The sequence below is a fragment of the Bacillus sp. COPE52 genome, from assembly GCF_003355115.1.
GTDB lineage: Bacteria > Bacillota > Bacilli > Bacillales > Bacillaceae_G > Bacillus_A > Bacillus_A toyonensis.
Genome location: NZ_CP031292.1, coordinates 5,537,240 through 5,563,141 on the forward strand (window position 1 = coordinate 5,537,240; position 25,902 = coordinate 5,563,141).

The window sequence follows — 25,902 nt, forward strand, 5'->3', positions numbered from 1 at the left end:
TCACTTATGTGTTCGTTAAATACACTTTTAACGAACAGTTTGATGTTTTGTGAATGAATTGAATAATAATGAATTATATTATCTAAACTCCCAATTTGATGTCTCTAATAGGGGATGTATATTTTTGATAATAAATTCTGTTTTCTTCATTATATCTTCAAAATTTCCCTCTAAAAAATTGAACTTCCATTTATAAAGGGAGTTATATATTTTGGGTTTTGATTGCATGCGAACTCTATTCCCTTGAATCGTGGGGATATTAGAAACTATCGAAATAATATTTTCTTTTAATTGATGTAATTTGTCACCTGAAATATATTCCTCTTTAGGTAATTGAACTTTTAAGATAAGTTCCTCATAATTAAATTCCCAATAGAATGTAATTGTTTTATTAGAAATAGTTTTATCTAGCCATCCCGGCTCCCAATTCATAATCGGATTATTATTACCACTGTAAATATTCCACTCTATTTCGTTTTTTGAATTGGATTTAAGATGATGGTAAAGGTAATAAAACGCCGTGAAATGCGTTCGATATCCGTTCTCTCGCCAGTAGTCCTTGTTTCTGATATAAGTCAGATTAGCTAATGCACCTTTAATAGTTTGACTTCTTTTTAGCTCTTTTTGCAAAGATTCTATCCAATCCGTGTAAATATAGTGATTACAATTAATATTGTTAAATACAGATGCGATATCATTTAAGCGGAAAGTATTAAAGTGCTCATGTTTAGGGACCTGACATATTTGAGAAGAGCCAAATAGAAAAAGAATAAATATAGCGTTTTCTCTCCCGTGAAAACCATTATAGGTTGCTTCAAGTTGGTCTTTTTTCGCTATAGTATCAACCTTCATTTCAATTACTATATATTTTTTGTTTCCACTTTTAAGTAATATTTCAACGACAAGATCCACTCGTTTTCCTTTGCCAATAGAAACTTCTGTTTTACACTGTATGGACTTAATATCCAGACTTTTGAAAGGGATGGGGATATTGCACATTATATATATATTGCGAAGCACATTGAATTTTTCGTTGTGCTTAATCGAAGTATTGTTAGAATCTAACAACCATTTTATAACAGCTGTATGAACTTTTTCAAATTGATATCCAACAATATCTACAAAATTAGAATTCATAGTAATTAGCATCCTTTCATGCTTGAAAACTTGATTATATATGAAGAATAGAAAAATACTTTCTTCTATTCTTCACTTTAAATACATTTTTAACGAATAGTTTATCGTGTTTGATGTAAATCGAAAGCCCTATTCAGAATAGTATTATATTCAGTGGAATATGAATGCACTATTGAGTGATTCTTGATAAATATTTAATAAGGGCCATAATTCGATCAATCCAATAAAGTGCTTCCTCTGAAGAAAGTGAGATATCTTCAGTGTGACCATGCCTAACATCCGGTATATCTTCATGAACATAAGACCAAATAGTTAATGCATCTTTGATAGCCTTCTTGCTACCAATACCTCTGCTGACCAGTTCAGCTACCGAAGCTCTAAAATCATTCTTTCCAGATAAATATTTAAGGTGAGATTCAAGAGCTGAAACACAGTCTCTAAGTGCGTCTTTTCTTGCTCTTGGAGTTTCCATTCTACCTAACTGTTCTTTTGCTTGATTTAAATGTTGACTGGTATTTTCGTATGTAAAAAGCAATTCTCCCAAAGCTTCTGATACAGTTTCAGTCCGATTTTCAACACTATCTCTAATTTCCCAAATCGATCCTTCTCGTTCAAGAAGACTAAGGGTATAACCAATTGATGCATCCTCTAGCATGTCATTTATATCATCCAATTCATCTTGGAAATAATTCTCTACAATTTCTCCAATACAATCCATGAATTTTGGGAAACGTTTCTTCTGATACAAATTCCATATAACATCATCTAAATCACTAGTTATCCAAGGAAAGTTCCAATTAGTACCCGGATCACAAGGAACATATTTTGCAATTATAGCGATGATATGTCTAAATTCACCAGCGTTAGTTATATGACCGCTAATATAGCCTTTAATTGCACCTAAAAATTCACGAGGAATTTCATCAGTATAATACTCATCACTTTCATAAGTTTGATAATCTCGATGTTGTTCTATAAACTTCATTTAAAAACCCCCGTTTAGATATAAGGATATATTGATGATTACGTTGAAAAATGAAACGTATATATGAATTATATCAAATATGTATTAAAACTTGAATGACGAGAGCTATCCCCCTCCTATTTTAGAAATCGCAAAAAAACTGATGCTAGTTTGTAATATGAGCATTATGTTTTGAAGAAATTTGTAATAATTTTCTATTTCATTTATATTTTAAACAAACTTAATTCAAAGCCAACAGTATTGATATAGTTTAAATAAAGTAAAAAGCATACCAATGTATTTTAGTATACGGTACGATATCATTTAACAGATTAGTCCAGGTTTCCTCATCATATTCATTTGCGATCAACCAGTTTATGTGATGTAAAAAATGCCCATTATGAAGTTTATCGTCTTCATAGGATGTTATAATAAGGTCTACTACTTTTTTGAGAAAATAATGATTATTAGTAACGTCAATAATCATTAACAAATGATCGATATCTAATTTCTGCTACACTAAAACATAAGAAGGAAGGAGAACAAAATGTCCAACATAATAAACAACAATGAACAATTCTTCGAACAAATTTTTTCTGTAGAATATCAAAAAAATTGGGATTCACACCAGTTAGCTTTGGAGGAATATCTACTTAATGTTGTAGAAAAAGAATTTGATACAATTTTTAATGAAGATGTCCTAAGGAAAGAAAAAGAACTTGAAGAGAATCAGAGATTAAAAGTTAAATCCAGAAAATATGTTGAAAGTTTCTTTAAAACAAGCAATTTAGCATATGCTTGGTATCGTTCGGAAGGTAAATCGTTTCTTTTTTTAGCTGCAAGTGTAGAGATGAAAGATAATTTAGGTGAACGGTGGGATATTGATCCATTATTTAGGCATTTACGAAATAAGCATAATATAATTCTATGTGTTCAACGTTATGTTTTTGAAATTTTACCTTTTCACCGGTTGAATGAAGACTTAGAGTTTTTTGATTCTAAAGGTTTTATTTTGGTTAGCGATAAACAAGCAAATATGTATAGAACATGTTCAGAACGTGTAATTTTTGAGAATATAATTTGGTCTTTTCATCATCCGAAAGATCCTTGTGAGGGTCCTTATATTAAAGAAAATGAGGAGTTAGATATAAAATTATATACCGTTAAAGAGCCTTGTCTTTATTGCTATGCAATGATGAAGCAGCTTAAAGAAGATTATAGACATAACTTGAAATTAAAAGTTTATTATCGGTATTGGTTTAATGAAGATATGGAAACAGATGTGTACATAGATAAATATTCACAAATATTCCCAGAGGTTCCTTCAGATGATGCATTTGCATTAATGTTTAAGAAACTTAAGCAAAGAGGTACCTACTATGAGTATGAACGAATGGCTAGATATATAGAAAAAGACAAAGAAAATAAGCAGAAGATGTTACTTAGAAAAAAACACAAGCAATGATTCTAAACTTCTTTGTTCTTCTTAGATATAATTAAAAAATGCTTCAGTAGCATATAGCTGATGAAAATAGCAAAGTCCATTAATAAAATATAAATAAGGACGTTCCCTTGACAGAGTGAAGATCGTGAGTTCGATCCTCTCCGGGGCATAGTTGTAGAAATCGTGTCAAATTAAAATTTGATACGATTTTTTATTATTTACATTCAAACTCTATAGAGGCAGTGATCACATTCCCTACAAAATCTCTTCTATTTTGTTAACTGCATCTTCTCGTATTTTTGGCAATACATGCGAATACAACCATATTTCCAAGATTAGCTACTGACTCCAAACTTGAACTCACTATCTTAACGTAATCAAATTACGGCTTTAAGGTTATATAAAAAGAGTAGCAAAATTAAAATACTACTCTTTAAAAATCCATATAATAGGGGTGTCATTGATGAAAGGGAATAATTTAAATTAGACTAATATGTTTCAATAATCGTTCCATATGTTAATAAAGTTTCTTTCATCCTTAGTCTAGATAGCCTCTCGAAATATTAAGTCACATTTACTTAATAACTTCATTAAGCCATTCGGATTTGATTTGGTCACCTTGAACCAACCGTAACTCTTTAAACAAAAAAACTAAATCTGCCCCTGAAAATATCTTTACAGGATATCCATCCTGATATACTTCCTTCTGAGCCTGTTTTGTATAATATGAAGTTGTAACAAAGATACCATATTGTCCACGAGATAAACGTGCCACTAAGCGTGATAAATGCCTTGGCCCAACTCCACTTTTCCTGCCAAACTTTTTTGCTTCTCCCAGAAAACTTATATCATAGGACAAGGGATATGGTAAGCTAAAATGTCCTATAAAATCAAATCCCCCATCTTTAGTCGGCCTTGTTTGCGTAATAGAGTGCGTTACATCTTTTAACTGTCGAAATAAAGCTACCGTTACTGCTTCAAATTGTATTGAAGATAGCGAAACTAACTGTTCCAATATTTTAGCATTTGAACTTCCTTCTTTGGGTAATTGACTATCTTTAGTTCTTATTTTATTTTTCCATACATGTAATTTGTTTATTTTACCATTTTTGTATTCTCTCCATGAAGAAGGTGCATCTTTATCTATAAAGTTGATCTCCTCAAAATCATTTGCTCTTGCTCGATTATGTAACCAAGTAATATCTACTTCTTCAACATCAAGTATTGATAGGTGACATCTATAATTTTTTATTGGTAAACCACTTTTATTATCTACAAACCAAGTAAGTTCAAGTTTATCTAATATACAAAGTCCATTAAACCTTACAATTCCCTTCCTTGTTTTTGAAAAATGTAGTATTGGGGGGACATGCTTAAAATTACCATCTAATATTAAATGATTGATAACTTCAAGCGTTTGATTTCCTTCAAAGTCATCATATCTCTTTTCATAATTGAATTTTGCATCACCCCAATATAAAATTTCTCCCCCAGATAAATCTACAATATCATGCCAGGGATTACTTTCCCCCGAGTTTGTATCACTTGTCACCAATATTAGATATGCAGGTGCATCACTGAATCGTGATACATATTTTAAAGGGCGAATCCCTGGCGAATTTCTCATACCACTGTTCTTTATGTTTATCCAACGTGAAAACTGGTCTTCTTCATTACGGGTTGAAGCTTTATCTATGTATTCATGTCCTAACCTATATAAGTTTCCCAACATAATTGCCCCCATTGACGAGTTATTCTTTTTATAAGACTATCTTTATTAAAAAAACAAGATTAAAAACTCCTTATATTTTAACAGGAAAATCACACCATAATAATATTGTTTTTTTCAAATATAAAAAGTAAAGCATCTTTTAAATACTAACCTCATAAAAACTATATACCGCGTACCTACAATCCCCCACCGCAGCGATACGAATTTAAGAACCGATTTCTTCCCCCAAAACGATAAGAATGAACTTCGGTGTTATTAAAACACCAAATTTCCGTTTAGGTGTACTTTAAAATTTTAGCTTGATAGATCTTTCTATACCCCACTAACAATCCAAACCGGATAGGTATAGTAATTACTTGATTAATGTAAGGTTATATAGTTAATTTAAATTTAAATAAAAAAAAACAAAACCCTATTAAATCTACAATAAACGTTGATTTAATAGGGTTTTGTTTTAAAAATAAAATCACCAAAAAAAATTACCTATTGCATTTAATATACCTACATTGTATACTGAGTTCATCAAGTTGACACATGAAAAAACTTGTTTTTCACAATAGACTTTCGCCACAAAGTCTATAACACCAACATATTTATACACCGCCATGTATGTGAATTGGTGTTGCACACAAATATTAGGAGGTAACATTAAAATGCAATTATATCAAAATGAAGAAATAAGAAGCAAGAAAATAGGACTTGTGCTACAACCATTAGGTCAACAAGGCAATGAAAAACTTACAATACTTAAAGCAGTTCATTTAGACGATATAGCTGAGGCTTTAACAGATGTACAATATACATATTTAGAAAAAATGTTCCCAAATAAGGAATTTCTAATTTGGGGAGTACACGATCGCGGAATTACAGCTAGTCGGTATAATCTAATTGAAAATTATTTTCACGTTCTTTTTTATAAGCAACGTAATTATTTTTCACATGCAAAAATAGCTTGTAAGTTCCATAATCCAAAAGTAGCAAGCACTCTCTGGGAAAAAGATCAGGATGAAAAAGGTCGCAATTTTAACAACTTATATTTTTGCCCTGTTGAATCATTAGAGAATATCAACCTATCTGTATTTGAAGTGAATGAAGTATTAGAATCAAAGCAAGATAGATTATATGGTATGAAAGTTTGTGTTGATGAAGAAGCAACGGCTTTATTGAAATTACTATAAATATACAAAATCGTGACCAAGGACTTAATTCTCTGGTCACGATTTTATACTAGAAGTACTAAAAGGAGCAACTAAAATGACAGAAATAATGACAGGCTTACGTTATTTAATGAATGTCAAAGGGCAAAAAAACAAAGATATTGCGAAGATTCTTGACATCTCTACCCAAGCAGTTTCACTATGGACAAAAAAAGGCACTATTCCCAAGAAACATTTAGAAAGACTCGCAAATCACTATAAAGTATCCCAAGAGTATTTAGTAAATCCACTTACTGCTGATACAATTAGTGTCATTGAAAAAGATGCAACGCCAATGATGCAAATTGTCCATAATGGACTTAACATGTATGGAGATTTTAATGTTGTGCTACAGCCAACCAGTGATAAAATAGCGCGTACAAATTATGAGAATACAGTTCGTAAACTGCGAAATATTGAGGAATTTTCTGAGTATGTGAAAATAAACGAGCTAACTGATTTACATACGATCTTTCCAGAAGGACAATGCGCCGTTTGGGGTGTAAAGTCGGGTACCAATGACACAACAAAAAAGCAATACGATAAACTAACTCTCGGTGATTTCGTACTATTCTATCAAGATAAACATTTTTATAACCGTGCAATTGTAGCATATAAAATACATTCACCTAAACTAAGTGAATATTTATGGGGAACCTCTATTTTTGAGCACATATACTTTCTACAGGATGTTCAACCATATAACTTATCCGTTATACGATTTAATGAAATTGTATATGGAAAATCAGAAGATTTCCCAGTAATGGCATTCCGCGTTTTAAACCGTGAACAAAGTTTACAGATTATTGATGCATTTGATATTGAAGCTGATTATTCTCCAACTAAATTAACTGACAGAAAACAATCTCGTGAAGATATTTTGAAAGCACTGTTAAATTTAGAAAATAATAAAGAACTTGACCGTGATACAAAACGAAAATATCGCATTGAACAAAGTTTATTACGTGAATTTTTATTTAATGGAAAAGAAGAAGTTACATGTGCCTGCTGCCAAACAAAACTTTCACCAGAATTTTTTGCAACAGCTCATATTAAAAAACGCTCGCACTGTTCAACAGAAGAAAAACTAGATGTCAATGTTGTGATGCCACTTTGTTACTTAGGATGTGACATGTTATTTGAAAAAGGCCTCCTTGTCGTCAATTCACATGGCTATTTCCAACGTACTGATGTAATAAATAAAAAGATTCCCTATGAAGGACGTTTAGGCACATTGCTTGCAAAATATGACCAAAAACCTTGTTCTTATTGGAATAAAGAAACAGCCCAATATTATCAGTGGCATTATAAACACCATATAATGAAATAAAAAAGCTACGATAAGCCTTTGTATAACAATAAAGCCAAATCATGCAATAAGCATTAGCAGACATTAAAAATAATAAAAAACAGAATAATTGAAGCGGTAAAATAATAGTTGGATGGGAGTCCAATACATATTATTAAAATTAAAGTGGTTCAAGTCGGAGGAAGGCACCTTTAGGTGTCTTTTTTTATACGATTTTATAACAATTTTTAGAAAATAATTGAAATATTATACAATTAATTATATCATTATATATGGTTTTAGAATTTGCGTAATTATAAAAATATTTAGGGGGAAACAATAATGAAATTAGGAAAATTAGCATTAGTCGGAGCATTAGCATTAGGTGGTTTCACAGGTTTAGCAACATTAGACGCAAAACCAGCAGCAGCGGCAGGACCAGTAGTTGAAGATAACTGGGGTTTTCGATATCTTGGTGATTTCGCTGATATCTACCACATGGATGCTGAGATGCATCAATTAGTAAAGAAGAGCTATAAAACTGGCGACTTATTTACTATCTCTCTAAAGAAATACGGCGCTTATACAAGTGATGACATCGTAAAAATCTACAAAGTAGAAGACGATGCTTCTCTGAACCGCTACAAAACGATTGCTTCTATGCCAATTGGAGCAGAAAAAATCGTATGGCAAACTCAAATTACTGATGCTTATGGACCAGGAACTTACGTTGCAGTTGCATACATTGCAGGCGCTCATTGGCACAGTGACACATTCACTATCAACAAGTAATTCTTTATCGTCCTAAACCAGACGGCATAAACTGCTCACCCTCATCTTAGATGCTACAGTGATGGTTTCATACATAAAATATAATTATCAAGTCGGAGAAAGGCACCTTAGGGCGTCTTTTTTTTGTGCATTAAAAAGGTATCGACAGCATTCCATAGAAAAAACAAGCTAAGAGTATGCAAGATTTTATACAGTTCTTCGACGAACTCAGTAACAAAAGAGAACCCTAAAACCGCTCCAGGATAGGAATGTATAAAAAAATGCATAGATCCATAGAACAATAAAAGGTTCCCTTGTGGGAGTACGGTTCCCCCCTTGTTCTTCGGTGTGAATGCTAACTAATCTTGTTGGAGTAAAATTCCACATAGCATTGATCCCTATGGAAAAAGAATCATACTTTAAACAAAAGAATTGGTGTTTTGGCTTAATGAAAAATAAAAATTAGCCAGAGTTCGAAATGAGATGAAGAAAAGATTTATCGCAATTGAAAATAAAAAAGACTAGTAAAATACTAGTCTTAAAAGAAGAACTTTATTTCTTTTTCTCTTTTTTGATAATTTCCTTTTTTTAGCGATAAAAGAATTAAAAAACAATCGTGTAAAATACTACTATGTATATAGTAATCCTTATCTCAAGTAACTATACCTTTATGAAAGAATTTTACAAGCAGCACCTTTACTTCCATATTTTTCAACTAATGTGCCAAACAAATAACCACATGCAGCTACTGCTGCAGTAGCACCAAATGGACCTGCTACTCCAAAACCTAATGTACCTGCAGCCGCAACACATGCTACTCGACTAGAGAAAATACAAGCCCATTTATAAACAGAGTTACTGACAGCTGCTTTAGCCATAGAATGCTGTACTTGACCAGTTTCTTTTACGATGCTTGAAGTAAACTCATACACAAAACTATTATCTTTATTTACTGAATATAATTCAAAATTAGCATCTTCTTTTTTTGAATCAATATAATATTGAGTACTGTAATATGTAATTCTATCTTTCTCTACATATAAATTATAGTATTTATTTTCGTCTTTATTATAAATATTAATAACACCTGATTTTATTGTTTCATCGAACCAAAATGATGAAATTATATCCTTTTTATCTTGTGATAAACTATCAAGTACATCATTGAAATTCTTAATCTTTAATAAATCAATTTGCATATTATCCTTAATTGATTTTTCTTCAGCGTTTGCAACACTTGAAGAAGAACTGAAAGAAAATAAAACTAAGAATACACTTAAAAAAAGAACAAAAGCTTTTTTCATAAAATTCCCTCCTATTTGTGGTAGTATATATATATATTACCATAAATAGGAGGGGAATATATGAAATTTTACCATAAATTATCTTATTCTGAAAAATTCAAAAGAACTATAAACTTTGGGATTCCGATATTAATAATAAGCTCCATAATTATTTTTTATTTAGCCCCAACTACTAAAGAAAAAATCATAGTACCAATAATTCTATTGATTATCTGGTTAATACAATTACTATATACATATAAAAAATCAAAAAACGAGTAGAATTTTTAAAAAGAAACAAACATTTTATCATGTGAGCAATCATCTTAATTGTTATTGGATTACTCACTAAGTAAAAGAAAAGGATAACTTCCTAGAATAATTCGTTATGTTAACCTCATATGTATAGAATATACAGTTAACTAAAAATGAAAAGTTTACATTTGAAAATGAACAATAAAAAACAGTAGTGTATAAAAAAACAGTAGTGTATAAAATCACTACTGTTTTTTTATTGTTTCTTATAAGTGAATTATTTGCATTCCTGTTTATATAATTTAAACGAATAAATAGCTCCAATAAAGAATACAACAGCTTCAAATAATATAAAGATTTGACGGAAATTCTCAATATCTTTACCAACTAAAGAAATAAATATAGCATTCATTAGAATTTGAATAGTAAACATACGAGAAGTAATTTTTAAATAAATAGCATTTGTTCTTTCATAGGGTTTACAAATTTTTTTGTAAATAATAATAAGTGCAATTACTGAACCCAAAAATAGAAGTGCTGTAAGTCCTACAACGATATTGAAATTGCCTGTACTTTCTAACATCCATTTATTTAATAGATCAATCATTATTCTCTTCCTTTCCTACATAAGAGAATATTTCGTTCTTCTTTTTCACTATAATAAAAAAAGAAAAAGGAAAACATCGAACTTTCTTACAAACATTCGTGTATTCTTACAGTTTTGTCATTTTGTAAATGTATTCATCGCCTTGCCTTTCACTATTTTCTTTGGAAAACATAGTGAATTACGAGAAAGAGCGCTACAAGATCAACTTCCAAGAAGTAGTGCACTAAACCTCTTAATTAATGCAATTAGTATGTGGAATAATATTTATAACAAGAATGGGTAGTAAGTACTTTTAGGTAGATGGCGATATGATGATACCCCTCAATGAACAAAACAACTTAACATAGTAAAATAATATTTGGATTGGCGTCCGATATTATTAAAATTAAAGTGGTTCAAGTCGGAGGAAGGCACCTGTGGGTGTCTTTTCTTTATGCATTAAAAAGGTATCGACAGCGTTCCATAGAAAAAACAAGTTAAGAGTATGCAAGGTTTTATACAGTTCTTCGACGAGCCCAGTAACAAAAGAGAACCTTAAAACCGCGCCAGGATAGGAATGTATATAAAAATGCATAGATCCATAGAACAATAAAAGGAGGTTCCCTTGTGAAAGTAGGGATTCCTCCTTGTCCTTGCTACCGATAATTTAGGACGTTATGTTAACTTCACATTTATATGGTATACAAAACTAAAAATATGAAACTAGTTTATAAAAAAGATTATTTATTTATAACATGCGTCATAAAAATGGTATAACGTTTTTTTATTAATTTTATTTTGTTTATTTAATACATTTATTAATTAGGATAAAAGTTTTTGGAGGTAAATCATGTTTAATAAAAAGAAATGGGATGGTCTTATACCGGATGATTTATTAAGTGCCGCTGCATTAGATCCAAATTTGATTGGTCCTACATTACCACCTATTCCTTCTTTTACTTTGCCAACAGGACCAACGGGACCTACAGGACCTACGGGAGACACCGGACCTACAGGACCAACCGCAACAATCTGTATTAGAACTGACCCCGATAATGGGTGTTCTGTGGCAGAAGGAAGTGGTACTGTTGCAAGTGGGTTTGCCTCCCATGCGGAGGCATGTAACACCCAGGCGATCGGGGACTGTTCTCATGCTGAAGGCAATACTACAACAGCAAGTGGAGATAGCTCCCATGCCGAAGGAGATTTCACAACAGCAAGTGGATTTGCCTCTCATGCCGAAGGGTCGTTCACAACAGCAAGTGAAAATACCTCTCATGCGGAAGGGTTTAATACAACCGCAAGTGGAGGTTCTTCTCATGCTGAAGGATCAGGCACAATAGCGAGTGGGGGTATCTCCCATGCCGAAGGAGCTTTCACATTAGCAAGCGCAACTACCGCCCATGCGGAAGGGTTTAATACAACCGCAAGTGGAGATGGCTCCCATGCGGAAGGTTCTGGTGCAATAGCAAGTGGAAATATATCCCACGCCGAAGGGAACCGCACAACAGCAAGCGGAGATAGCTCCCATGCGGAAGGAACGGTCACAACAGCAAGCGGAGATAGCTCCCATGCGGAAGGATTTAATACAACAGCAAGTGGAGGTTTTTCTCATGCGGAAGGTCTAAATACCATTGTAGATGTACTTCATCAAGGTTCTCATATTATGGGGCAAAATGGAACTACACGATTCCCTTTTTCTTGGCATTTAGCAAATGGCCTTGCTGTTGGACCATCATTAAATTCTGCTGTAATTGAAGGAGCAACAGGAAACCTTTACCTAGACGGTGTTGTATTGTCCCCTGCTGCTGCGGATTATGCAGAAATGTTTGAAACCATTGATGGAAACTCCATTGATGTCGGATATTTTGTGACTTTATACGGGGAAAAAATCCGAAAAGCACATGCAAATGATGATTATATTCTAGGAGTAGTAAGTGCAACACCAGCAATGATTGCAAATGCAAGTGATTTACGCTGGCATAACCTCTTCGTAAAAGATGAATGGGGCAGAACTCAATATCATGAAGTTGTTGTACCAGAGAAAAAAGATGACGATGGAAGAGTAATTCAACCAGCTTTTACAAAAACCGAACCGATATTAAACCCTGAATGGGACCCTTCACAAGAGTATATTTCGCGACTGCAAAGACCTGAATGGGTTCCTGTAGGTCTTGTTGGAAAACTTCTGGTTCGTGATGATGGTACCTGTCAAGTAGATGGTTATTGTAAATCTAATGATGAGGGAATTGCTACAACATCAGCTAAAGGATATCGTGTTATGAAACGTACAGGACCAAATCAAATCATGATTTTAGTTCGCTAAAGGATAAACGACCATATAACATATTAAATTTATAATTTTCACTTCCATTAACGAGAATTATGTAAATAAGCTGTCCATATGGACAGCTTATTGTATTTTTTGGCTTAGCGTGTTTTTCTTCAAAAATGCTGGCGGTACCCAGATATTACTTAACATGGTAAAATAATATTTGGATGGGGGTCCAATACATATTATTAAAATTAAAGTGGTTCAAGTCGGAGAAAGGCACCGGAGGGTGTCTTTTTTTTATAATTGGTACTAAACCATTACAAATACCCCTTTAGTTTAAAATTCTAAAGAAAATACTTGTTAAAAAATCAAGTAACCTTATTTATTCAATACAAATCAAGCTTGCGGGGATATTTTCCAAGGGATTACTCTCAAATAAACCTTATATGAACCACCACCACCCGAAAACAACCTTGTCATCTCATTATCACGTGGAAAATTTGTTTCTACGTTTGATGGTAAATCAGGATGGTTCACGCCTGAAGTCGCTGTCAAACCTTCATCTACCCACTGTTTTAGCATAGTACCATCAATTACCCATTCTTTTTCATCGACTATATCATCTTTAAAAATATCTGTAATCACGTCAAGTGAAAGATCGCCCAATGCATCAAGAATCTCACTATCCAGATTTTGAGAAGCATCTTCAACATTAACACCTGAAAGTGCAGACGCTACATTTTTAATATCTCTCGCTATTTTATTCGCATTTTCTTCCACCTTTTGTCTCAATTGCTCTTCATTACCATGTTCATGTTCCATTAAAGCAATTTTGAGACGCACACCATACGGACCAACTAGAACACCATTAAAAACCACAAGATCTTGACCAAAAACCTCTTTCTCTTCAATACCTCTAAATGTTGGAGATTTCCATGTTCTCGCAATATTTCTTTCATATCCTTCAAGAAAGGCTGAGGATGTATTAATATTAGTAATGATTAAATACGGTTCATCATCACTACTTTCATCTTCAGTACCAAAACATTTAATAGCACCTATAAAAATATCACATATATAATATGGTTCTACCTTAGGTATTGCTATATCGGTCTTTGATAAAATTTTTCCATATTGATACTGTTGCGAATAAACTCCATCACTTTCTTTAACCATCTTACCACTCGGTTCACCAAGTACGCCATAAACGCTATTACTGCCTAGCTTATGATACTGAGCCTTAATTGCTTTTTCTGCTTCCAACAGCTCTATAATTTCAGAAACAGACATATCTGGAACTCTAAAAATTCTTCTATACTCTTCAGCACGTCTTTCTGCGTCCATTCGCTCTATAACTTCACTAACAGACATATTTGGATTTTCAATACGCCTTCTTGCTATTTCTCGTTGATCTATAGCAGAAATAGGAGGAAGTGATCCGAATCTACCATTCATTCCCAATAAAATCATCTCCTTAAATTATGCCCAATCTTTTTTGGTGAATTGGCTAAACTTAAGTTCCCACAAATAAATAGTAATTATGTATCTCATATTTTCGAAACAGCATAATAAAAATACAGATTTACAATAATAAGCCAAATTCCGAGACGATTTCCCAATACATAACATGTGGTTATCAAGTCGGAGGAAGGCACCGGAGGGTGTCTTTTCTTTATTTCTCAATATAAGAACTTTAAGGATATGCTATTATTTAAATACAAATTCCCTTTTGTGCACTGAGGTAGTAATACCCAATAATAAGGCCCACCTATTTCCGTAGGTGGGCCTTATCTTTATTACACAATACCGAATTATACCCTCTATTTCTCATAAACTTTATGTAATTATACATATATGAAAAAGTCACACTAAATGAATATTACATGTAGTAAAATATAAATTGTGGACACATTCTATAAAGCAGATTCTTTTGAAAGGCTTAACATATTGATCTCAAATCTCTTGAATTTTGTGAGCTAACAATCTGGTGTATATAGACGATTCTGTTTTATAGGATGTGTTTACACGTATAACAAGGGAATAATACGGATAGGTTTATATTAAATTAAAGTGGTTCAAGTCGGAAGAAGGCACCTTTGGGTGTCTTTTTATATTTCGACAAAATATGACAAATTAATAGCTCAAAAATCAACCAAGCTTTCTGATCCAAAGTTAATCAATGCTGTAGCTATCTTAACTGAAGTTGAATCAAAATTAGGTGTTAACGTTAACAGGCACTCAAAAGAGTGCTTTTATTTATGAATTAATACACAAAAGGGGATTGAACAGTGAAACTGACTTTATTTACAATATCTAACGAACAAATTAAAGAACAATTGAGCAAATTACAAACGAAGGTTGAATCCTTGGAGACTATAAAAGACGTACAGGATAAGATTATTTCGGCGAAAGATAGCCAGATATCGTTTTTAAATGATCAAATAGCTAATATATGGACGCCTATAACAATCGTTGCCGGTTTTATCGCTTTAGTTTTTGGTTATGTAGCCTGGTTAAACAAACAAGCTCAGAAAAAAGTGGACCAAGGCGAGGAGCAAATTTCGTTAGCTCAAGAACAGATTTTACAAGCTAACTTAAAACTACAAGAATCTGACAGACAAATAGAAACTGCCAATTTATTAATTACACAATCTCAGTCAGTAGCAACTATAGCTCAAGAAAAAATTGAGGAACTCAAAGATAAACAAGAGGAACTTACAGACTTATTAAATTCAACTATCTTTAATCAACAGGTGGATTTACTCCTCAAAAATATTAACTTCAAAACAGAATTCATGAAACAAATTATAACCACCATTAATGAACATATAAGATTGTTCAAGATAGAACTTTCAAATGAAGACAAAGACGAATTCCAATATTTAATGCACGAGCATAACATTACAGAGCGTAGCTATATAGATCTTTACTTGCAATTTAATAAAGATATTATAAACGGAGAAGAAATATTCACAGACGAAAGAAAAAGAATTGAAGAATTAGATTTGCATTGTGATGAATTAATCGAAAAGTACCATGAATTATATGAAAAAATCAAAACATATATTCAATAAGAATTTATTTGAAGTGGTACCAGTCAGGGGAAGGCACCTTAGGGTGTCTTTTTTTATTTTCACCCGACAAAATATGACAGTATACAAATAACTTGTTTGCTACCATGAGGGAAGAAATCTTACATTTTGAAAGGGGAAACAATATGAGCAACAACCGATTAGAAAAAAGACAAAATGAACGTTCACAAGGAAAGTGGTATAAAAAAATTATAGGGTTCCGTTCCGGCACTAAGTGGAAAATGGTTGTTGCATGTTTTGTATACCTAGCTATTATCGGTGGAATCATTGATGGATTTAAAGGCAATAAAAAAGAATCACAACAGGTAACTGCTGATGTTGAAAAAGAAAGACAAGAAGCAATAAAAAAAGCTCAAGATGAAGATAAAACGAATGCTGAAGAAGAGAAAAGGAAACAAGAAAAAGAAGCCGCTGCACAACCTGTAGAGAAAAAAGAGGAATCACTTGAAGATAAGGTTAAAAAGCTGGCTAGCAACGAATTTGGCAAGAGAAAAGTTGAATCTGTTAAAGTGAATGACAACTTAGGGACTGAAGATCCAAACGATAAAATTGTATTATTAACTGCTGAAGCCAAAGAAAACGTATCAGCAAATTACACTAAAAAAGGCATGTGGATTGCTACAATATCTATATTAAAAGATTTAAAAAATGAAAAAAACATAAGCGAAATTGCTTTCTTTTATACATACCCACTAGTGGACCAATACGGTAACGAGAAAAAGGATAATGTCATGAAAATCACACTTAATCGTGAAACGCTAGACAAGATCAATTACGATAACTTCATACATAACAACTTACCTAATATAGCTAATCAATATTGGGAACACCCTGCATTAAATAAGAAATAATTAGCACTCGAAAGGGTGCTTTTATTTTACTCCCTGTCATAAATAACATTAGGGGTGATGTGCATGAGAAAGGGATTTATTATGGGATTACTACTTGCTACATGTCTATTATTTTCTGGTTGCTCAGCTAATATGAAATATGTAGAACATGAGACTAAGGAAAAATTAGAAGATAGTCCTTTAGGCCCTTATATTGAAAAGGTCGATTATAAAGCTGATAAAAAAGAAGAAGATACTACACCAGTAAATATTCACGTAAACGTAGATGAAAGGTTCTCAGATTTGTCTACCATGGAAAAATACCAAATCATGTATACTACGCTCGATCAAATTATGGGTTCTTTTAATGATGTTTATTGCGGAGAGAATAGATCCTGTCGTTACAAGGAACTTAAATTATTGTATGATGACGATACATTTGTTATGGACATTTTTGATAAAATGCTTGTTATAAACGATTTCGAAAAATATTCAAAGCGTGATTATGACATAGAACTAGATAATAGCACTTATAAAGCCAACTCCGATAATACCTCTAAATACACACCACAAAAGAAAGAGAAATTTGCTAGTAATGGAATGAACTATAGGGTTATATTTGATTTTATGAAAGAACAGTACAGAATCCTCACAAACAATGACGAAGACTACATCCCTGAAATACATGATCCTCAAGTTGCTGAAATAGCTGCTAAACGGTTTGGAATTACAGCCAAAGAAGCTGGCTTTATTTATGAAGAAGTGCAAATGGACGCTTTTAGATAAACTATAGACTTGAATCATATTTCTCAATATATAAAACAATTTAATATGGTAAAATGATATTTGGATTGGCATCCGATACCATAATTACTATACGATGGTTCAATTCGCAGGAAGGCACCTTATGGTGTCTTTTTTTACGGCAATATATCAATATTTTCTTTTTTTACAATTAGTAACGACGTCCAAAGAGCTTATGCGGAGCTTGATGGACGTCAACAAATCCCTTTTGCTAAGCGAGTTTGACTGTACGTGAAAATGCTGCAAAACAACAAAGATGTACTATGCTTTGATTTCATCATAAAAGAAAAACAAAAGTATTTTTTAATGTAGTGTATTGTAGTGCTATTATCCTAAGGGGAGGTAAAAAATCACTCTTGGTAAGAGTACCATTTTTATACCGTAAACAGTTGTTTTGTTCCTTTTAAACCACTTATAGGAAATTAGTATTTTTTAAGTCTTAATCTACCTCTGTTTCAATTTAAAGTAGATTGTTTGCTTTTCCTGGCTACGATTTCCTGAATACGATAGCAGTGCCAAGCGCCGAGGCTGCCGGTATAAAAAGGTCGCCCGAATTCGTCTCAGCTATCGGGAAACCACTCTCTTCGAGATAACTTCGAGTGCGGGAGATATCACTCACTGCTACCGTGTACCCGGCAAATCCCGGGACTGGGGGTGCGACCTCTCCTGGTAGCAACTCTGACAACCGCGATCCGGGAACGATCGTAATGCGAGCCCCTTCCAAGTTAAAGCTGTGTGTCACTCCATCGGTCCGGGCCTCACGTTTCAAGTATTGGCTGTATCTCATAGTGAATTCGTCCAGTTCAGCATCGTCTACACATAAGATTGATTCGACTAAATCCGTCGCCCCATTCGGATGATTCGGAGGTATTTGCTCCTCCATTATGGCTGAGGTTGGGTTTTCCGCTGCAGCCAGACGACCTTCGTGCACGTTGTCCCCATCAATTTCCATATAGCGCACGGGAATAAGTTGAATTCCCCCAGACATCTCAAGAGGTCGCTGCACAGTGTTAACGCCACTATGACTGATTCCATTCCTTTGGAAACGGCCCGCTGTCTGGTCGGCGTCCTCGGTACCGAAACAAAGAATATGCGCTCCTTCATAACGGAACAGACATCTGGAGATAGTATCAACAGTACGTTTGATTTTCCCGATTATTACTTGGAGCACATCCGATGATGCCTGCAACGGAACGAGTTTTGCATTGCTCGGAATCTTCGCGCCTTTCTCGGCAACCGTTACAATTTCGATGAAGCTTCCTAAAAACTCGACATGCGAATTGGCTGCCCCAAATGGCTTCGGGGGTTCTCCTTCATTTTCGGCCATCGCCGGATAGGACGGCGGTGAACAGACAAATCCCAGTTTTCTGTACACCTCGAGTGCAGCTTCCATATCGGAAACTACATGACCGACGTGATGAATGAATTTGATTTCAGCATACATCTGCATCCACTCTCCTTGAATTCAATAATTGTGACAAAAGAAAAGTTTATTTTAATTGTATTAAACAATTTAGGGTAAAGACACATAGCCATCAAACTAAGAAAGGAGACAGTCAAGTTCAACCTTTTACCTCCGGTTCCTAATATTTAGAGCTTTAGGCTGATAAAGTTCGAATCTAAACTAAAGGTTTATTACTTCCTTTATCCAGTAAAGCTCTGGACAAAAAACTCCCGAAATTTACGTTCCGCCACGGACATATAGCGCCCTTCAAGCCATGCGATTTGATAGGTACGCTGACAAATAGGATTATCAATATGCACTAAATGAAATGACGTCTCTATTTTTTCTATTAAGGTTTCCGGCATAAAAGCAATACCAATTCCCATACGGATGAAATAACTTACTGCAGAATGTTCGTCAACTTCACATATAATGTTCGGAGTAAATCCTGCTTTTTGACAAAATTCATCCGTCATTTCTCGAAATGGATTCCCTTGCTTTATACAAATGAAAGGATCATCAGCCACTTCTCTCAAGTCAATGTTGCTCCGATTAACAAATCGATGTGTATGAGGAACAGCTAGTAAGATTTTTTCAGTGAGAAAAGACAATCCCTCTATCCCCGGCTGCTCAATAGGAGGGAAAGTGATACAAAAATCGATATCTCCACTTCGGAGCTGTTGCACCTTTTCCCTCTCTGAAGCTTGATTGATTTGAAGTTTGATATTAGGGTGCAAGGATATAAAAGTACCTATTACATCAGAAAAGCATTTATGAGTTGTTGTTGCTAAAGAAACACGCCCTCTTTCCATTGCCGCAAGATCTTCAACTTCTCTTCTGCCCTCCTCAAGCAACATGAGTGCCCTTTCTACTTTCTTTAGATACGCTTTTCCAAATGAGTTGAGTCGAATCTTCCTTCCTTGGCGATCAAATAATGGTACACCCAAATCCTCTTCCAACCTAGAGATGGTTTTACTGAGAGCAGGCTGCGCGATGTGAAGCTCTTGCGCAGCCTGCGTCATATGCTCCAACTTAGCGACTTTTAGAAAATAATGCAGTTGCAGTAGTTCCACATTCATCACTCCTTTATTCATATACTCGAGTATATAAAGAGATATATTAAAATGTCTTTTTATTTATTAATAATCAATTATAGAATAAAACATGTAAGCAATAAAAACTTTCAAAGATTTTAAAGGATTATACTGTTTTGATTATGAGTATTTTTTCTTAACTACTTCCCATTTTGGGAGGGCATTTTTAAAGAGTGAATATAGAGATGAAGGTATTATACCTAAAGAGAGGAAGTGGAACCTTTGAAACTAAACCATATCAATCTAACGGTCACTGACGTTAACGCTGCTCGAAAGTTCTTGGAGAAATACTTCAACCTACAAACTAAGAGCACGCATGGCGATTCATTCGCTGTACTATTAGACGAAAATGGATTATTGCTCGCTTTGATGAAAGGTACTCAGGTCAGTTATCCGAAGTCCTTTCATATCGGTTTTTCACAGGAGAGCGAAGAACGGGTGAACGAGATCTATCAACACTTGAAGAATGATGGATTTGATGTAAAACCGCCAAAAAGGGCCCATCGCTGGACATTCTATGTTAAGGCCCCGGGTGGATTTACCATTGAGGTGCTTAGTTGAATAAAGACATTCAATAATCGTTCAATAGAAGAACATGTCAATTCGTAATCCTGAGATTACATTTTAAAATAATGTAAAGGGATGATTATCTATGAATAAAGATCAGACGATTCAATCAATTAATCTTTTCAAACAAGAAAAAGAGATTTTAAATTTCGCCTGTCTGGCTGGTAAAAAGTTTAATTACCTAATTCATGCTCAATTCCGCTCCATCATAAGCTGGAACCACTACCCTTTAAGGAGGGATAAAGCATGAAAGCCGCTGCAATTTCTACTTCTGGTCCTCCAAATGTTTTGAAAGTAATGGAATTTGATACCCCTCATGCTGGTGCAGGGCAAGTTCGGGTCCGGGTTAAGGCTGCTGGAATCCAGCCGTTCGATTTGGCGGTGCGTAGTAGTGGCTGGGCACCACCCGGTTTGGTGGTGCGGTATCCACAGATTCTCGGTAACGAATTCGCAGGGATTATTGATCAAGTCGGGGATAAAGTTACAGAGTTCTCTATCGGCAATGAAGTCCTTGGATGGGCTTTACTGGCTTGCTATGCAGAATATGTGGTGGTTAGTGTTGACCAGATTGTGCATAAGCCACAGAGTATGCCTTGGGAGGAGGCTGGTGCAATAACAGCTTCTGGTCAAACCGCTCACACCGCATTACAGGAACTTGGTGTTGACAAGGGAGATACCATATTGATTCACGCTGCAGCTGGTGGAGTTGGTACATTCGCTGTACAACTGGCCCAGGCATGGGGAGCAACTGTCATCGGTACGGCCAGTGAACGCAACCATGATTACCTTCGATCGCTGGGAGCGATCCCTGTCACTTATGGAGACGGTCTTGCTGATAGAGTTCGTGCTCTAGCACCGAATGGCGTGGACGTAGCCTTTGATGCCGCTGGGGACAATGCTCTGCGTGCATCGTTGGAGCTTGTCGAAAACAAAGATCGAATAGGCACAATTGTTGCTTTCGACCTTGTAGAGGAACTTGGTGTTCGCCCCATACGTAGCCAAAGGTCCGTGGATCGGCTTGCTCAGCTGGTAGAGCTTTACTCCAAAGGGAAATTGCATATCCACATCAGGAAGTCATTTCCGCTACACCAAGCCGCAGACGCACATCGAGAGATCGAAAGTGGCCACGGCCGAGGAAAAGTGATTCTTACACTTGGTTAAAGTGTACTATGGAATTGGCAAATCCTCACCATTCTTACCAATGAGGGCTACGGCTCTCTTTTTTATCCCCTGATTTAATTAACAATGATTTTTCATTAAGACCTATTAGAAGCGATGTAAATATAGGTTTTCACGAAGGAACAGCAAGGGCTTTTTGTACATCAGCAATACATAAAATCATTAAATACATGCCTCCTGAGTTAAATGATGAATATATAAGATTTATGGACGAAATTGGTGTAATTGAAAAAATTCTCCCTGAACTAATGTCTAAAATTCAACCCAAATAAAATAGATGTGAATCCTATTTCTCAATGACCAATATTACTTAACATGGTAAAATAATATTCGGATGGGAGTCCAATACATATTATTAAAATTAAAGTGGTTCAAGTCGGAGGAAGGCACCTTAGGATGTCTTTTTTTATGAAACTAATACTATCTTAAAAAAGCGCTTAAACTCTATAACTAGAATTTAAGCGCTTTACTGTAAAAAAACTATGAAAGTTTATGATTTCTTGTATCATCATATATCTTCGTAGATATTTTAAAGGTAGTCTTCTTAGGAAATTTAATTACAAAATCTATAAAATCGTTAACATTACTACTTAACTTCGAAAAAATATTAGTATTACCTCTAGTTGTTAATCCATACTTTTTCATTACTCTTCTTTTAGCAACTTGTTTAGCATAAAATTCTGCATATATTTCCCCGATTAACTTTACATACAAAGGGTAGCTAGTAAGACTAACTTTTAAATATTCCATTCCTCTGAAAAATCCCTCTTCGTAAATTGTTATAAATAAATTTTTTATAGTAATTTTAATCAACATAATCGGAGTAATAATTGACAACAGAATTGTAAAAATGCTATTCATACCAAACTGAATTAATTTCAAAAATGAACCTAGTGAAAATGCCAAATACAAACCAAGAATAATCAGTAATACTTCTTTTAAGTTAATCATCATCTGTTGACACCTCCCCTAATTTTGTAGCAGCTAATTCCACCTCAAATTGTTTCTCATGATGATCTGTCCTACTCTCTATTGTATTCGATAAATCATAACTAGTTTCCTTTCTATAATCCGAAACAACTTCCTCTGTAAATTGTTTTTCATAAGGATTCTTACTAAAATAAATCCAATCTACAAAAGATAATGCAACCCAAAAAAATAGAAACCACCAAATATTCTCAAAAGATAAACCCATTAATAATTTTTTCTTCATATCTATCCCAATACCATCAAAAGATACGCTTACAACTACAGCAAGTGCAAATAAACTTGTATAACCACCAATCATTTTTAAATACATTCCAGTCTTACTATTATCCTCAAAACCAAAATAATCAATAATTAATGGTACAAAAAATAAAAACAAGGTTGCACAAAATGCAGTCTTAGTCGTTTCATCAAGTGAGAAGATTGGTCTTAAAGCAACTAACCAAGCAACCCCTAAATACAAAAAACGAATAAATAAATGATTCATCCCCTTAATTTTCCCCATAAAACTCCCCATCACCTTACAATTTTATCCTTATTACAAATCTATCATATTTATCACTAGTAATAAATAAAAAACAAAGGTTTAAAATTTCACGTACTCTATCTAATATGTAAAACCAAATTCTGCAATAAGACATATTCTAACATCCATCCCCTTATCCTCTAACCAAGTAAGTTATAATTCCCTTATTTATTCCTCTATCTTAGTGAGTCATTCCCCCAAGTCTTAAACAATCCTATATTTTTCATCATTTCTTCGAATTTAATGTTGACTGAAGGTCTTGAGGGTTTTTATCATGTGGGAACAATTAAGGAACACGGCTGGAAGGCAGATTTATCCCCTACTTTGAACGATCACAAAAAAAGTAATCAATCAAAATAGATGGATAAGCGTCTTGTTTTCGCCATGCGGTCACTTATAAGGTATCCGTATGTATAGACCCTGTTCACTTAGCGATCTTCACCGCATACATCCTTTTTCTATGGCTTGTCCTTGTAATATCGTCCCTACACGACAAACTGAATGTACTCCCTAGCACCGTAATGCTAACGATAACCACCCGAACCTTTTAGGGAATCGTCCCTGGGCACGTTCTCGCCCACCCTCACCAGAAGAACAGGATTCCAGTGAAGGGCGCTGTTTTTGTAGGCGTATACTCTGTACCCCCTGCACGACCAACAGCCAGCCACGCCGTAACACGTTCCCGCTAAATGTATGGCAGCACGGAATTACGGCTTATCAGTTTTTATTTACGTGGTATCAGGCAATTCCACGCGAACAAAAACAAAAAGGCACCTCCAATTCCTAAATGGCCTGTACATTCACAAGACTTCTAGGTTTAGAGATGCCCGGTATATATCTTTTAGACTACAAAATAATCAAATCTAGTATTTACTAGTTGAATTTTAGTCCAATCACAGATAAAATGGGTATATCAAATAAGCCTAGTCGAAAGGCATAATTGTTTAAGGATAGTGTTGGTGCACTACTTAAACCGAAGTCCTGCTTGGTTACAGGTTATGTCTAGTAAGTGTTGGTAGCAATTACTAGAACTGAGTCATTCCCGCTAAAGGTTGGTAGCCGTTAGTATATGGGAGTGGCTTTTTTATTTTCTGTTCATATTCAATTGTTTTTAATTTATCTCGTTCGATCTTCATGATTTTCGTTTATGTAAAATATCAAATTATGTTTTGTTTTGTAGAATGGTGCTTGTTGTGTACTACGTTACAACAAGCTTTATCCTTTGTAAACAGCGAATTTGCGCACTTTCCGAATAATATCCCTATTTCCCTATTTCCCTATTTCCACTTATAGATATAGGGATATTTCCCTTTTTCCCTATATCTATATTTCCCTATTTTAGTTATTTTTTTACCTACTAACTTCTCTATGAAATTACATATTTATTTCTTAACTCTTTCTACTTCATACATCAAAAGAATCTTTTGATACCAACGTTTTTGTTATTAATTACTAACTCTATGATTCTATTGCATATACCGTACTTCATTGTTATAATTTCTTTAAAGATATAGAAATATCCCTATTTCTATAGTTAGAAATATCCCTAATTCCCTATTTCTATTTTTCCCTATTTCTATAAAGGGATATAGGGAAATTTCAAATAATATAACTGGAGTGTTAAAAATGGCTATTACAATTACGGTAGGTAATTACAAAGGTGGAGTCGGTAAAACCACAAATGCTGTATTGAACTCTTATGAATTTGCTAAAAAGGGCAAGCGTACATTACTTGTTGACCTTGATCCACAAAGTAACGCAACAAAGTCTTTAATGTTAACAAAATCCATTCTTAACCCTGATGAAATTGTTACAGTAGAAAAAACATTAATGAAGGGAATACAAGAGGGAAACCTAGACGGCTTAGAAGTGGAAATTATGGAGAACTTACATTTACTTCCTTCTTATGTTGATTTTCAGGACTTCGCAAAATTCCTTTATAAAAATTGTTCTTCGGAAGCTGAAGAAGATCATTACTTTAAGGGATTGCTTGAAAAGATAAAGCATAAATACGACTACATATTTATTGACGTTCCTCCTATGTCACTAGAAGTTACAAAAAATGCAGTTGTAGCTTCTGATTATGTTCTAATTGCTCTGCAAACACAAGAACGTTCTCTTACTGGTGCTGAGAACTATATTAATGAGCTTATCAAGTTAAAGGAACAATATGATCTTGATATTGAAGTAGTTGGCGTTCTTCCTGTCCTATTAAAAAACAACGGTAAGGTTGACGAATATATCATGGAGAACGCTCGTGAAATTTTCGGTGAAGAAAACCTATTCAAAAACATTGTCCCTCAAATGGAACGTATTAAACGATTTGATGTGAATGGTATTACTGAAAAAGATAGACATGATATGAATGTAATTGAACTATACGAAACGATTAGTGATGAATTGCTATCTCGTATTGATATGTTCGAAAAAATGAAGGTTGGTGTGTAA

22 protein-coding genes and 2 pseudogenes are annotated in these 25,902 nt (G+C 34.2%); 14 read left to right on the forward strand and 10 right to left on the reverse strand.

Annotated elements, in window-relative coordinates:
• Positions 1-78: 78 nt before the first annotated feature.
• Together DPQ31_RS28030 and DPQ31_RS28035 are read right to left on the reverse strand one after the other, a co-directional pair.
• Positions 79-1,137, reverse strand: a complete 1,059-nt coding sequence (locus DPQ31_RS28030) for a PD-(D/E)XK nuclease family protein (RefSeq protein WP_261797485.1) — start codon at positions 1,135-1,137, stop codon at positions 79-81.
• Positions 1,138-1,306: 169 nt separating this feature from the next.
• Positions 1,307-2,122 carry a hypothetical protein gene (locus tag DPQ31_RS28035; protein ID WP_208731347.1) on the reverse strand — a complete coding sequence of 272 codons (816 nt, stop codon included), beginning with the start codon at positions 2,120-2,122 and terminating at the stop codon, positions 1,307-1,309.
• 526 nt (positions 2,123-2,648) lie between these two features.
• On the opposite strand from DPQ31_RS28035, the gene DPQ31_RS28040 reads away from it, so the two are divergent.
• Positions 2,649-3,566 carry a hypothetical protein gene (locus DPQ31_RS28040; protein ID WP_208731348.1) on the forward strand — a complete coding sequence of 306 codons (918 nt, stop codon included), beginning with the start codon at positions 2,649-2,651 and terminating at the stop codon, positions 3,564-3,566.
• 553 nt (positions 3,567-4,119) lie between these two features.
• Here the strand turns inward: DPQ31_RS28040 and DPQ31_RS28045 are convergent.
• Entirely contained in the window at positions 4,120-5,274 is a 1,155-nt protein-coding gene (locus tag DPQ31_RS28045; protein WP_208731349.1) for a restriction endonuclease, read from the reverse strand.
• Positions 5,275-5,930: 656 nt separating this feature from the next.
• Here DPQ31_RS28045 and DPQ31_RS28050 point away from each other — a divergent pair.
• The 3 genes from DPQ31_RS28050 (at position 5,931) to DPQ31_RS28060 (ending at position 8,553) form a co-directional block, all read left to right on the forward strand.
• Entirely contained in the window at positions 5,931-6,455 is a 525-nt protein-coding gene (locus DPQ31_RS28050) for a hypothetical protein (RefSeq protein WP_208731350.1), read from the forward strand.
• A gap of 76 nt (positions 6,456-6,531) precedes the next feature.
• Positions 6,532-7,803: a helix-turn-helix transcriptional regulator gene (locus DPQ31_RS28055; RefSeq protein ID WP_208731351.1), complete on the forward strand. Its 1,272-nt coding sequence runs from the start codon at positions 6,532-6,534 to the stop codon at positions 7,801-7,803.
• A gap of 300 nt (positions 7,804-8,103) precedes the next feature.
• Positions 8,104-8,553 carry a DUF5065 family protein gene (locus DPQ31_RS28060; RefSeq protein WP_208731352.1) on the forward strand — a complete coding sequence of 150 codons (450 nt, stop codon included), beginning with the start codon at positions 8,104-8,106 and terminating at the stop codon, positions 8,551-8,553.
• A 647-nt stretch (positions 8,554-9,200) separates the two neighbouring features.
• Here the strand turns inward: DPQ31_RS28060 and DPQ31_RS28065 are convergent.
• On the reverse strand, positions 9,201-9,836 hold the full coding sequence (locus DPQ31_RS28065; protein WP_208731353.1) for a hypothetical protein: 636 nt from the start codon (positions 9,834-9,836) through the stop codon (positions 9,201-9,203).
• A gap of 511 nt (positions 9,837-10,347) precedes the next feature.
• Positions 10,348-10,677 carry a 6-aminohexanoate hydrolase gene (locus tag DPQ31_RS28070; RefSeq protein WP_208731354.1) on the reverse strand — a complete coding sequence of 110 codons (330 nt, stop codon included), beginning with the start codon at positions 10,675-10,677 and terminating at the stop codon, positions 10,348-10,350.
• A 139-nt stretch (positions 10,678-10,816) separates the two neighbouring features.
• Here DPQ31_RS28070 and DPQ31_RS29550 point away from each other — a divergent pair.
• Positions 10,817-10,945 (forward strand): annotated as a pseudogene (locus DPQ31_RS29550) (Tn3 family transposase); the annotation flags it as partial.
• A 561-nt stretch (positions 10,946-11,506) separates the two neighbouring features.
• Positions 11,507-12,982 carry a peptidase G2 autoproteolytic cleavage domain-containing protein gene (locus DPQ31_RS28080; RefSeq protein WP_395933146.1) on the forward strand — a complete coding sequence of 492 codons (1,476 nt, stop codon included), beginning with the start codon at positions 11,507-11,509 and terminating at the stop codon, positions 12,980-12,982.
• A gap of 345 nt (positions 12,983-13,327) precedes the next feature.
• On the opposite strand, the gene DPQ31_RS28085 is transcribed toward DPQ31_RS28080, so the two are convergent.
• Positions 13,328-14,392, reverse strand: coding sequence for a hypothetical protein (locus DPQ31_RS28085; RefSeq protein WP_208731356.1), 1,065 nt, complete (start codon positions 14,390-14,392; stop codon positions 13,328-13,330).
• 827 nt (positions 14,393-15,219) lie between these two features.
• On the opposite strand from DPQ31_RS28085, the gene DPQ31_RS28090 reads away from it, so the two are divergent.
• From DPQ31_RS28090 to DPQ31_RS29920, 4 genes and pseudogenes are all read left to right on the forward strand, one after another.
• On the forward strand, positions 15,220-16,005 hold the full coding sequence (locus DPQ31_RS28090; protein WP_208732129.1) for a coiled-coil domain-containing protein: 786 nt from the start codon (positions 15,220-15,222) through the stop codon (positions 16,003-16,005).
• A 143-nt stretch (positions 16,006-16,148) separates the two neighbouring features.
• Positions 16,149-16,874 (forward strand): hypothetical protein, encoded by a 726-nt coding sequence (locus DPQ31_RS29560; protein WP_261797487.1) that lies wholly within the window; start codon positions 16,149-16,151, stop codon positions 16,872-16,874.
• Positions 16,875-16,937: 63 nt separating this feature from the next.
• Positions 16,938-17,639 (forward strand): hypothetical protein, encoded by a 702-nt coding sequence (locus tag DPQ31_RS28100; RefSeq protein ID WP_208731357.1) that lies wholly within the window; start codon positions 16,938-16,940, stop codon positions 17,637-17,639.
• Between the two features lie 174 nt (positions 17,640-17,813).
• Positions 17,814-17,882 (forward strand): annotated as a pseudogene (locus DPQ31_RS29920) (XRE family transcriptional regulator); the annotation flags it as partial.
• Positions 17,883-18,144: 262 nt separating this feature from the next.
• Here DPQ31_RS29920 and DPQ31_RS28105 read toward each other — a convergent pair.
• Positions 18,145-19,101, reverse strand: coding sequence for a VOC family protein (locus DPQ31_RS28105; RefSeq protein ID WP_208731358.1), 957 nt, complete (start codon positions 19,099-19,101; stop codon positions 18,145-18,147).
• 200 nt (positions 19,102-19,301) lie between these two features.
• A complete protein-coding gene (locus tag DPQ31_RS28110; RefSeq protein WP_208731359.1) occupies positions 19,302-20,174 on the reverse strand; it encodes a LysR family transcriptional regulator in 873 nt (290 codons plus the stop codon).
• A gap of 243 nt (positions 20,175-20,417) precedes the next feature.
• On the opposite strand from DPQ31_RS28110, the gene DPQ31_RS28115 reads away from it, so the two are divergent.
• The 3 genes from DPQ31_RS28115 (at position 20,418) to DPQ31_RS28125 (ending at position 21,923) form a co-directional block, all read left to right on the forward strand.
• Entirely contained in the window at positions 20,418-20,756 is a 339-nt protein-coding gene (locus DPQ31_RS28115) for a VOC family protein (protein ID WP_208731360.1), read from the forward strand.
• A gap of 91 nt (positions 20,757-20,847) precedes the next feature.
• Positions 20,848-21,012, forward strand: coding sequence for a hypothetical protein (locus DPQ31_RS28120; RefSeq protein ID WP_208731361.1), 165 nt, complete (start codon positions 20,848-20,850; stop codon positions 21,010-21,012).
• Positions 21,009-21,923, forward strand: a complete 915-nt coding sequence (locus tag DPQ31_RS28125; RefSeq protein ID WP_208731362.1) for an NADP-dependent oxidoreductase — start codon at positions 21,009-21,011, stop codon at positions 21,921-21,923. The genes DPQ31_RS28120 and DPQ31_RS28125 overlap by 4 nt, the downstream gene beginning before the upstream one ends.
• Positions 21,924-22,421: 498 nt before the next feature.
• Here the strand turns inward: DPQ31_RS28125 and DPQ31_RS28130 are convergent, their stop codons facing one another.
• Both DPQ31_RS28130 and DPQ31_RS28135 read right to left on the reverse strand, forming a co-directional pair.
• On the reverse strand, positions 22,422-22,895 hold the full coding sequence (locus DPQ31_RS28130) for a hypothetical protein (RefSeq protein WP_208731363.1): 474 nt from the start codon (positions 22,893-22,895) through the stop codon (positions 22,422-22,424).
• Complete coding sequence (locus DPQ31_RS28135; protein ID WP_208731364.1) at positions 22,885-23,433, reverse strand: hypothetical protein; 549 nt, start codon at positions 23,431-23,433, stop codon at positions 22,885-22,887. The genes DPQ31_RS28130 and DPQ31_RS28135 overlap by 11 nt, the downstream gene beginning before the upstream one ends.
• A 1,647-nt stretch (positions 23,434-25,080) precedes the next feature.
• Here DPQ31_RS28135 and DPQ31_RS28140 point away from each other — a divergent pair.
• On the forward strand, positions 25,081-25,902 hold the full coding sequence (locus DPQ31_RS28140) for a ParA family protein (protein WP_001018640.1): 822 nt from the start codon (positions 25,081-25,083) through the stop codon (positions 25,900-25,902).

What these genes read in the sequence shown, in the direction of transcription:
- DPQ31_RS28030 (WP_261797485.1), bottom strand. Translation starts at nt 1,137, where the DNA reads ATGAATTCTAATTTTGTAGATATTGTTGGATATCAATTTGAAAAAGTT.
- DPQ31_RS28035 (WP_208731347.1), bottom strand. Translation starts at nt 2,122, where the DNA reads ATGAAGTTTATAGAACAACATCGAGATTATCAAACTTATGAAAGTGAT.
- DPQ31_RS28040 (WP_208731348.1), top strand. Translation starts at nt 2,649, where the DNA reads ATGTCCAACATAATAAACAACAATGAACAATTCTTCGAACAAATTTTT.
- DPQ31_RS28050 (WP_208731350.1), top strand. Translation starts at nt 5,931, where the DNA reads ATGCAATTATATCAAAATGAAGAAATAAGAAGCAAGAAAATAGGACTT.
- DPQ31_RS28055 (WP_208731351.1), top strand. Translation starts at nt 6,532, where the DNA reads ATGACAGAAATAATGACAGGCTTACGTTATTTAATGAATGTCAAAGGG.
- DPQ31_RS28060 (WP_208731352.1), top strand. Translation starts at nt 8,104, where the DNA reads ATGAAATTAGGAAAATTAGCATTAGTCGGAGCATTAGCATTAGGTGGT.
- DPQ31_RS28065 (WP_208731353.1), bottom strand. Translation starts at nt 9,836, where the DNA reads ATGAAAAAAGCTTTTGTTCTTTTTTTAAGTGTATTCTTAGTTTTATTT.
- DPQ31_RS28070 (WP_208731354.1), bottom strand. Translation starts at nt 10,677, where the DNA reads ATGATTGATCTATTAAATAAATGGATGTTAGAAAGTACAGGCAATTTC.
- DPQ31_RS28080 (WP_395933146.1), top strand. Translation starts at nt 11,507, where the DNA reads ATGTTTAATAAAAAGAAATGGGATGGTCTTATACCGGATGATTTATTA.
- DPQ31_RS29560 (WP_261797487.1), top strand. Translation starts at nt 16,149, where the DNA reads ATGAGCAACAACCGATTAGAAAAAAGACAAAATGAACGTTCACAAGGA.
- DPQ31_RS28100 (WP_208731357.1), top strand. Translation starts at nt 16,938, where the DNA reads ATGAGAAAGGGATTTATTATGGGATTACTACTTGCTACATGTCTATTA.
- DPQ31_RS28105 (WP_208731358.1), bottom strand. Translation starts at nt 19,101, where the DNA reads ATGTATGCTGAAATCAAATTCATTCATCACGTCGGTCATGTAGTTTCC.
- DPQ31_RS28120 (WP_208731361.1), top strand. Translation starts at nt 20,848, where the DNA reads ATGAATAAAGATCAGACGATTCAATCAATTAATCTTTTCAAACAAGAA.
- DPQ31_RS28125 (WP_208731362.1), top strand. Translation starts at nt 21,009, where the DNA reads ATGAAAGCCGCTGCAATTTCTACTTCTGGTCCTCCAAATGTTTTGAAA.
- DPQ31_RS28130 (WP_208731363.1), bottom strand. Translation starts at nt 22,895, where the DNA reads ATGATGATTAACTTAAAAGAAGTATTACTGATTATTCTTGGTTTGTAT.
- DPQ31_RS28135 (WP_208731364.1), bottom strand. Translation starts at nt 23,433, where the DNA reads ATGGGGAAAATTAAGGGGATGAATCATTTATTTATTCGTTTTTTGTAT.
- DPQ31_RS28140 (WP_001018640.1), top strand. Translation starts at nt 25,081, where the DNA reads ATGGCTATTACAATTACGGTAGGTAATTACAAAGGTGGAGTCGGTAAA.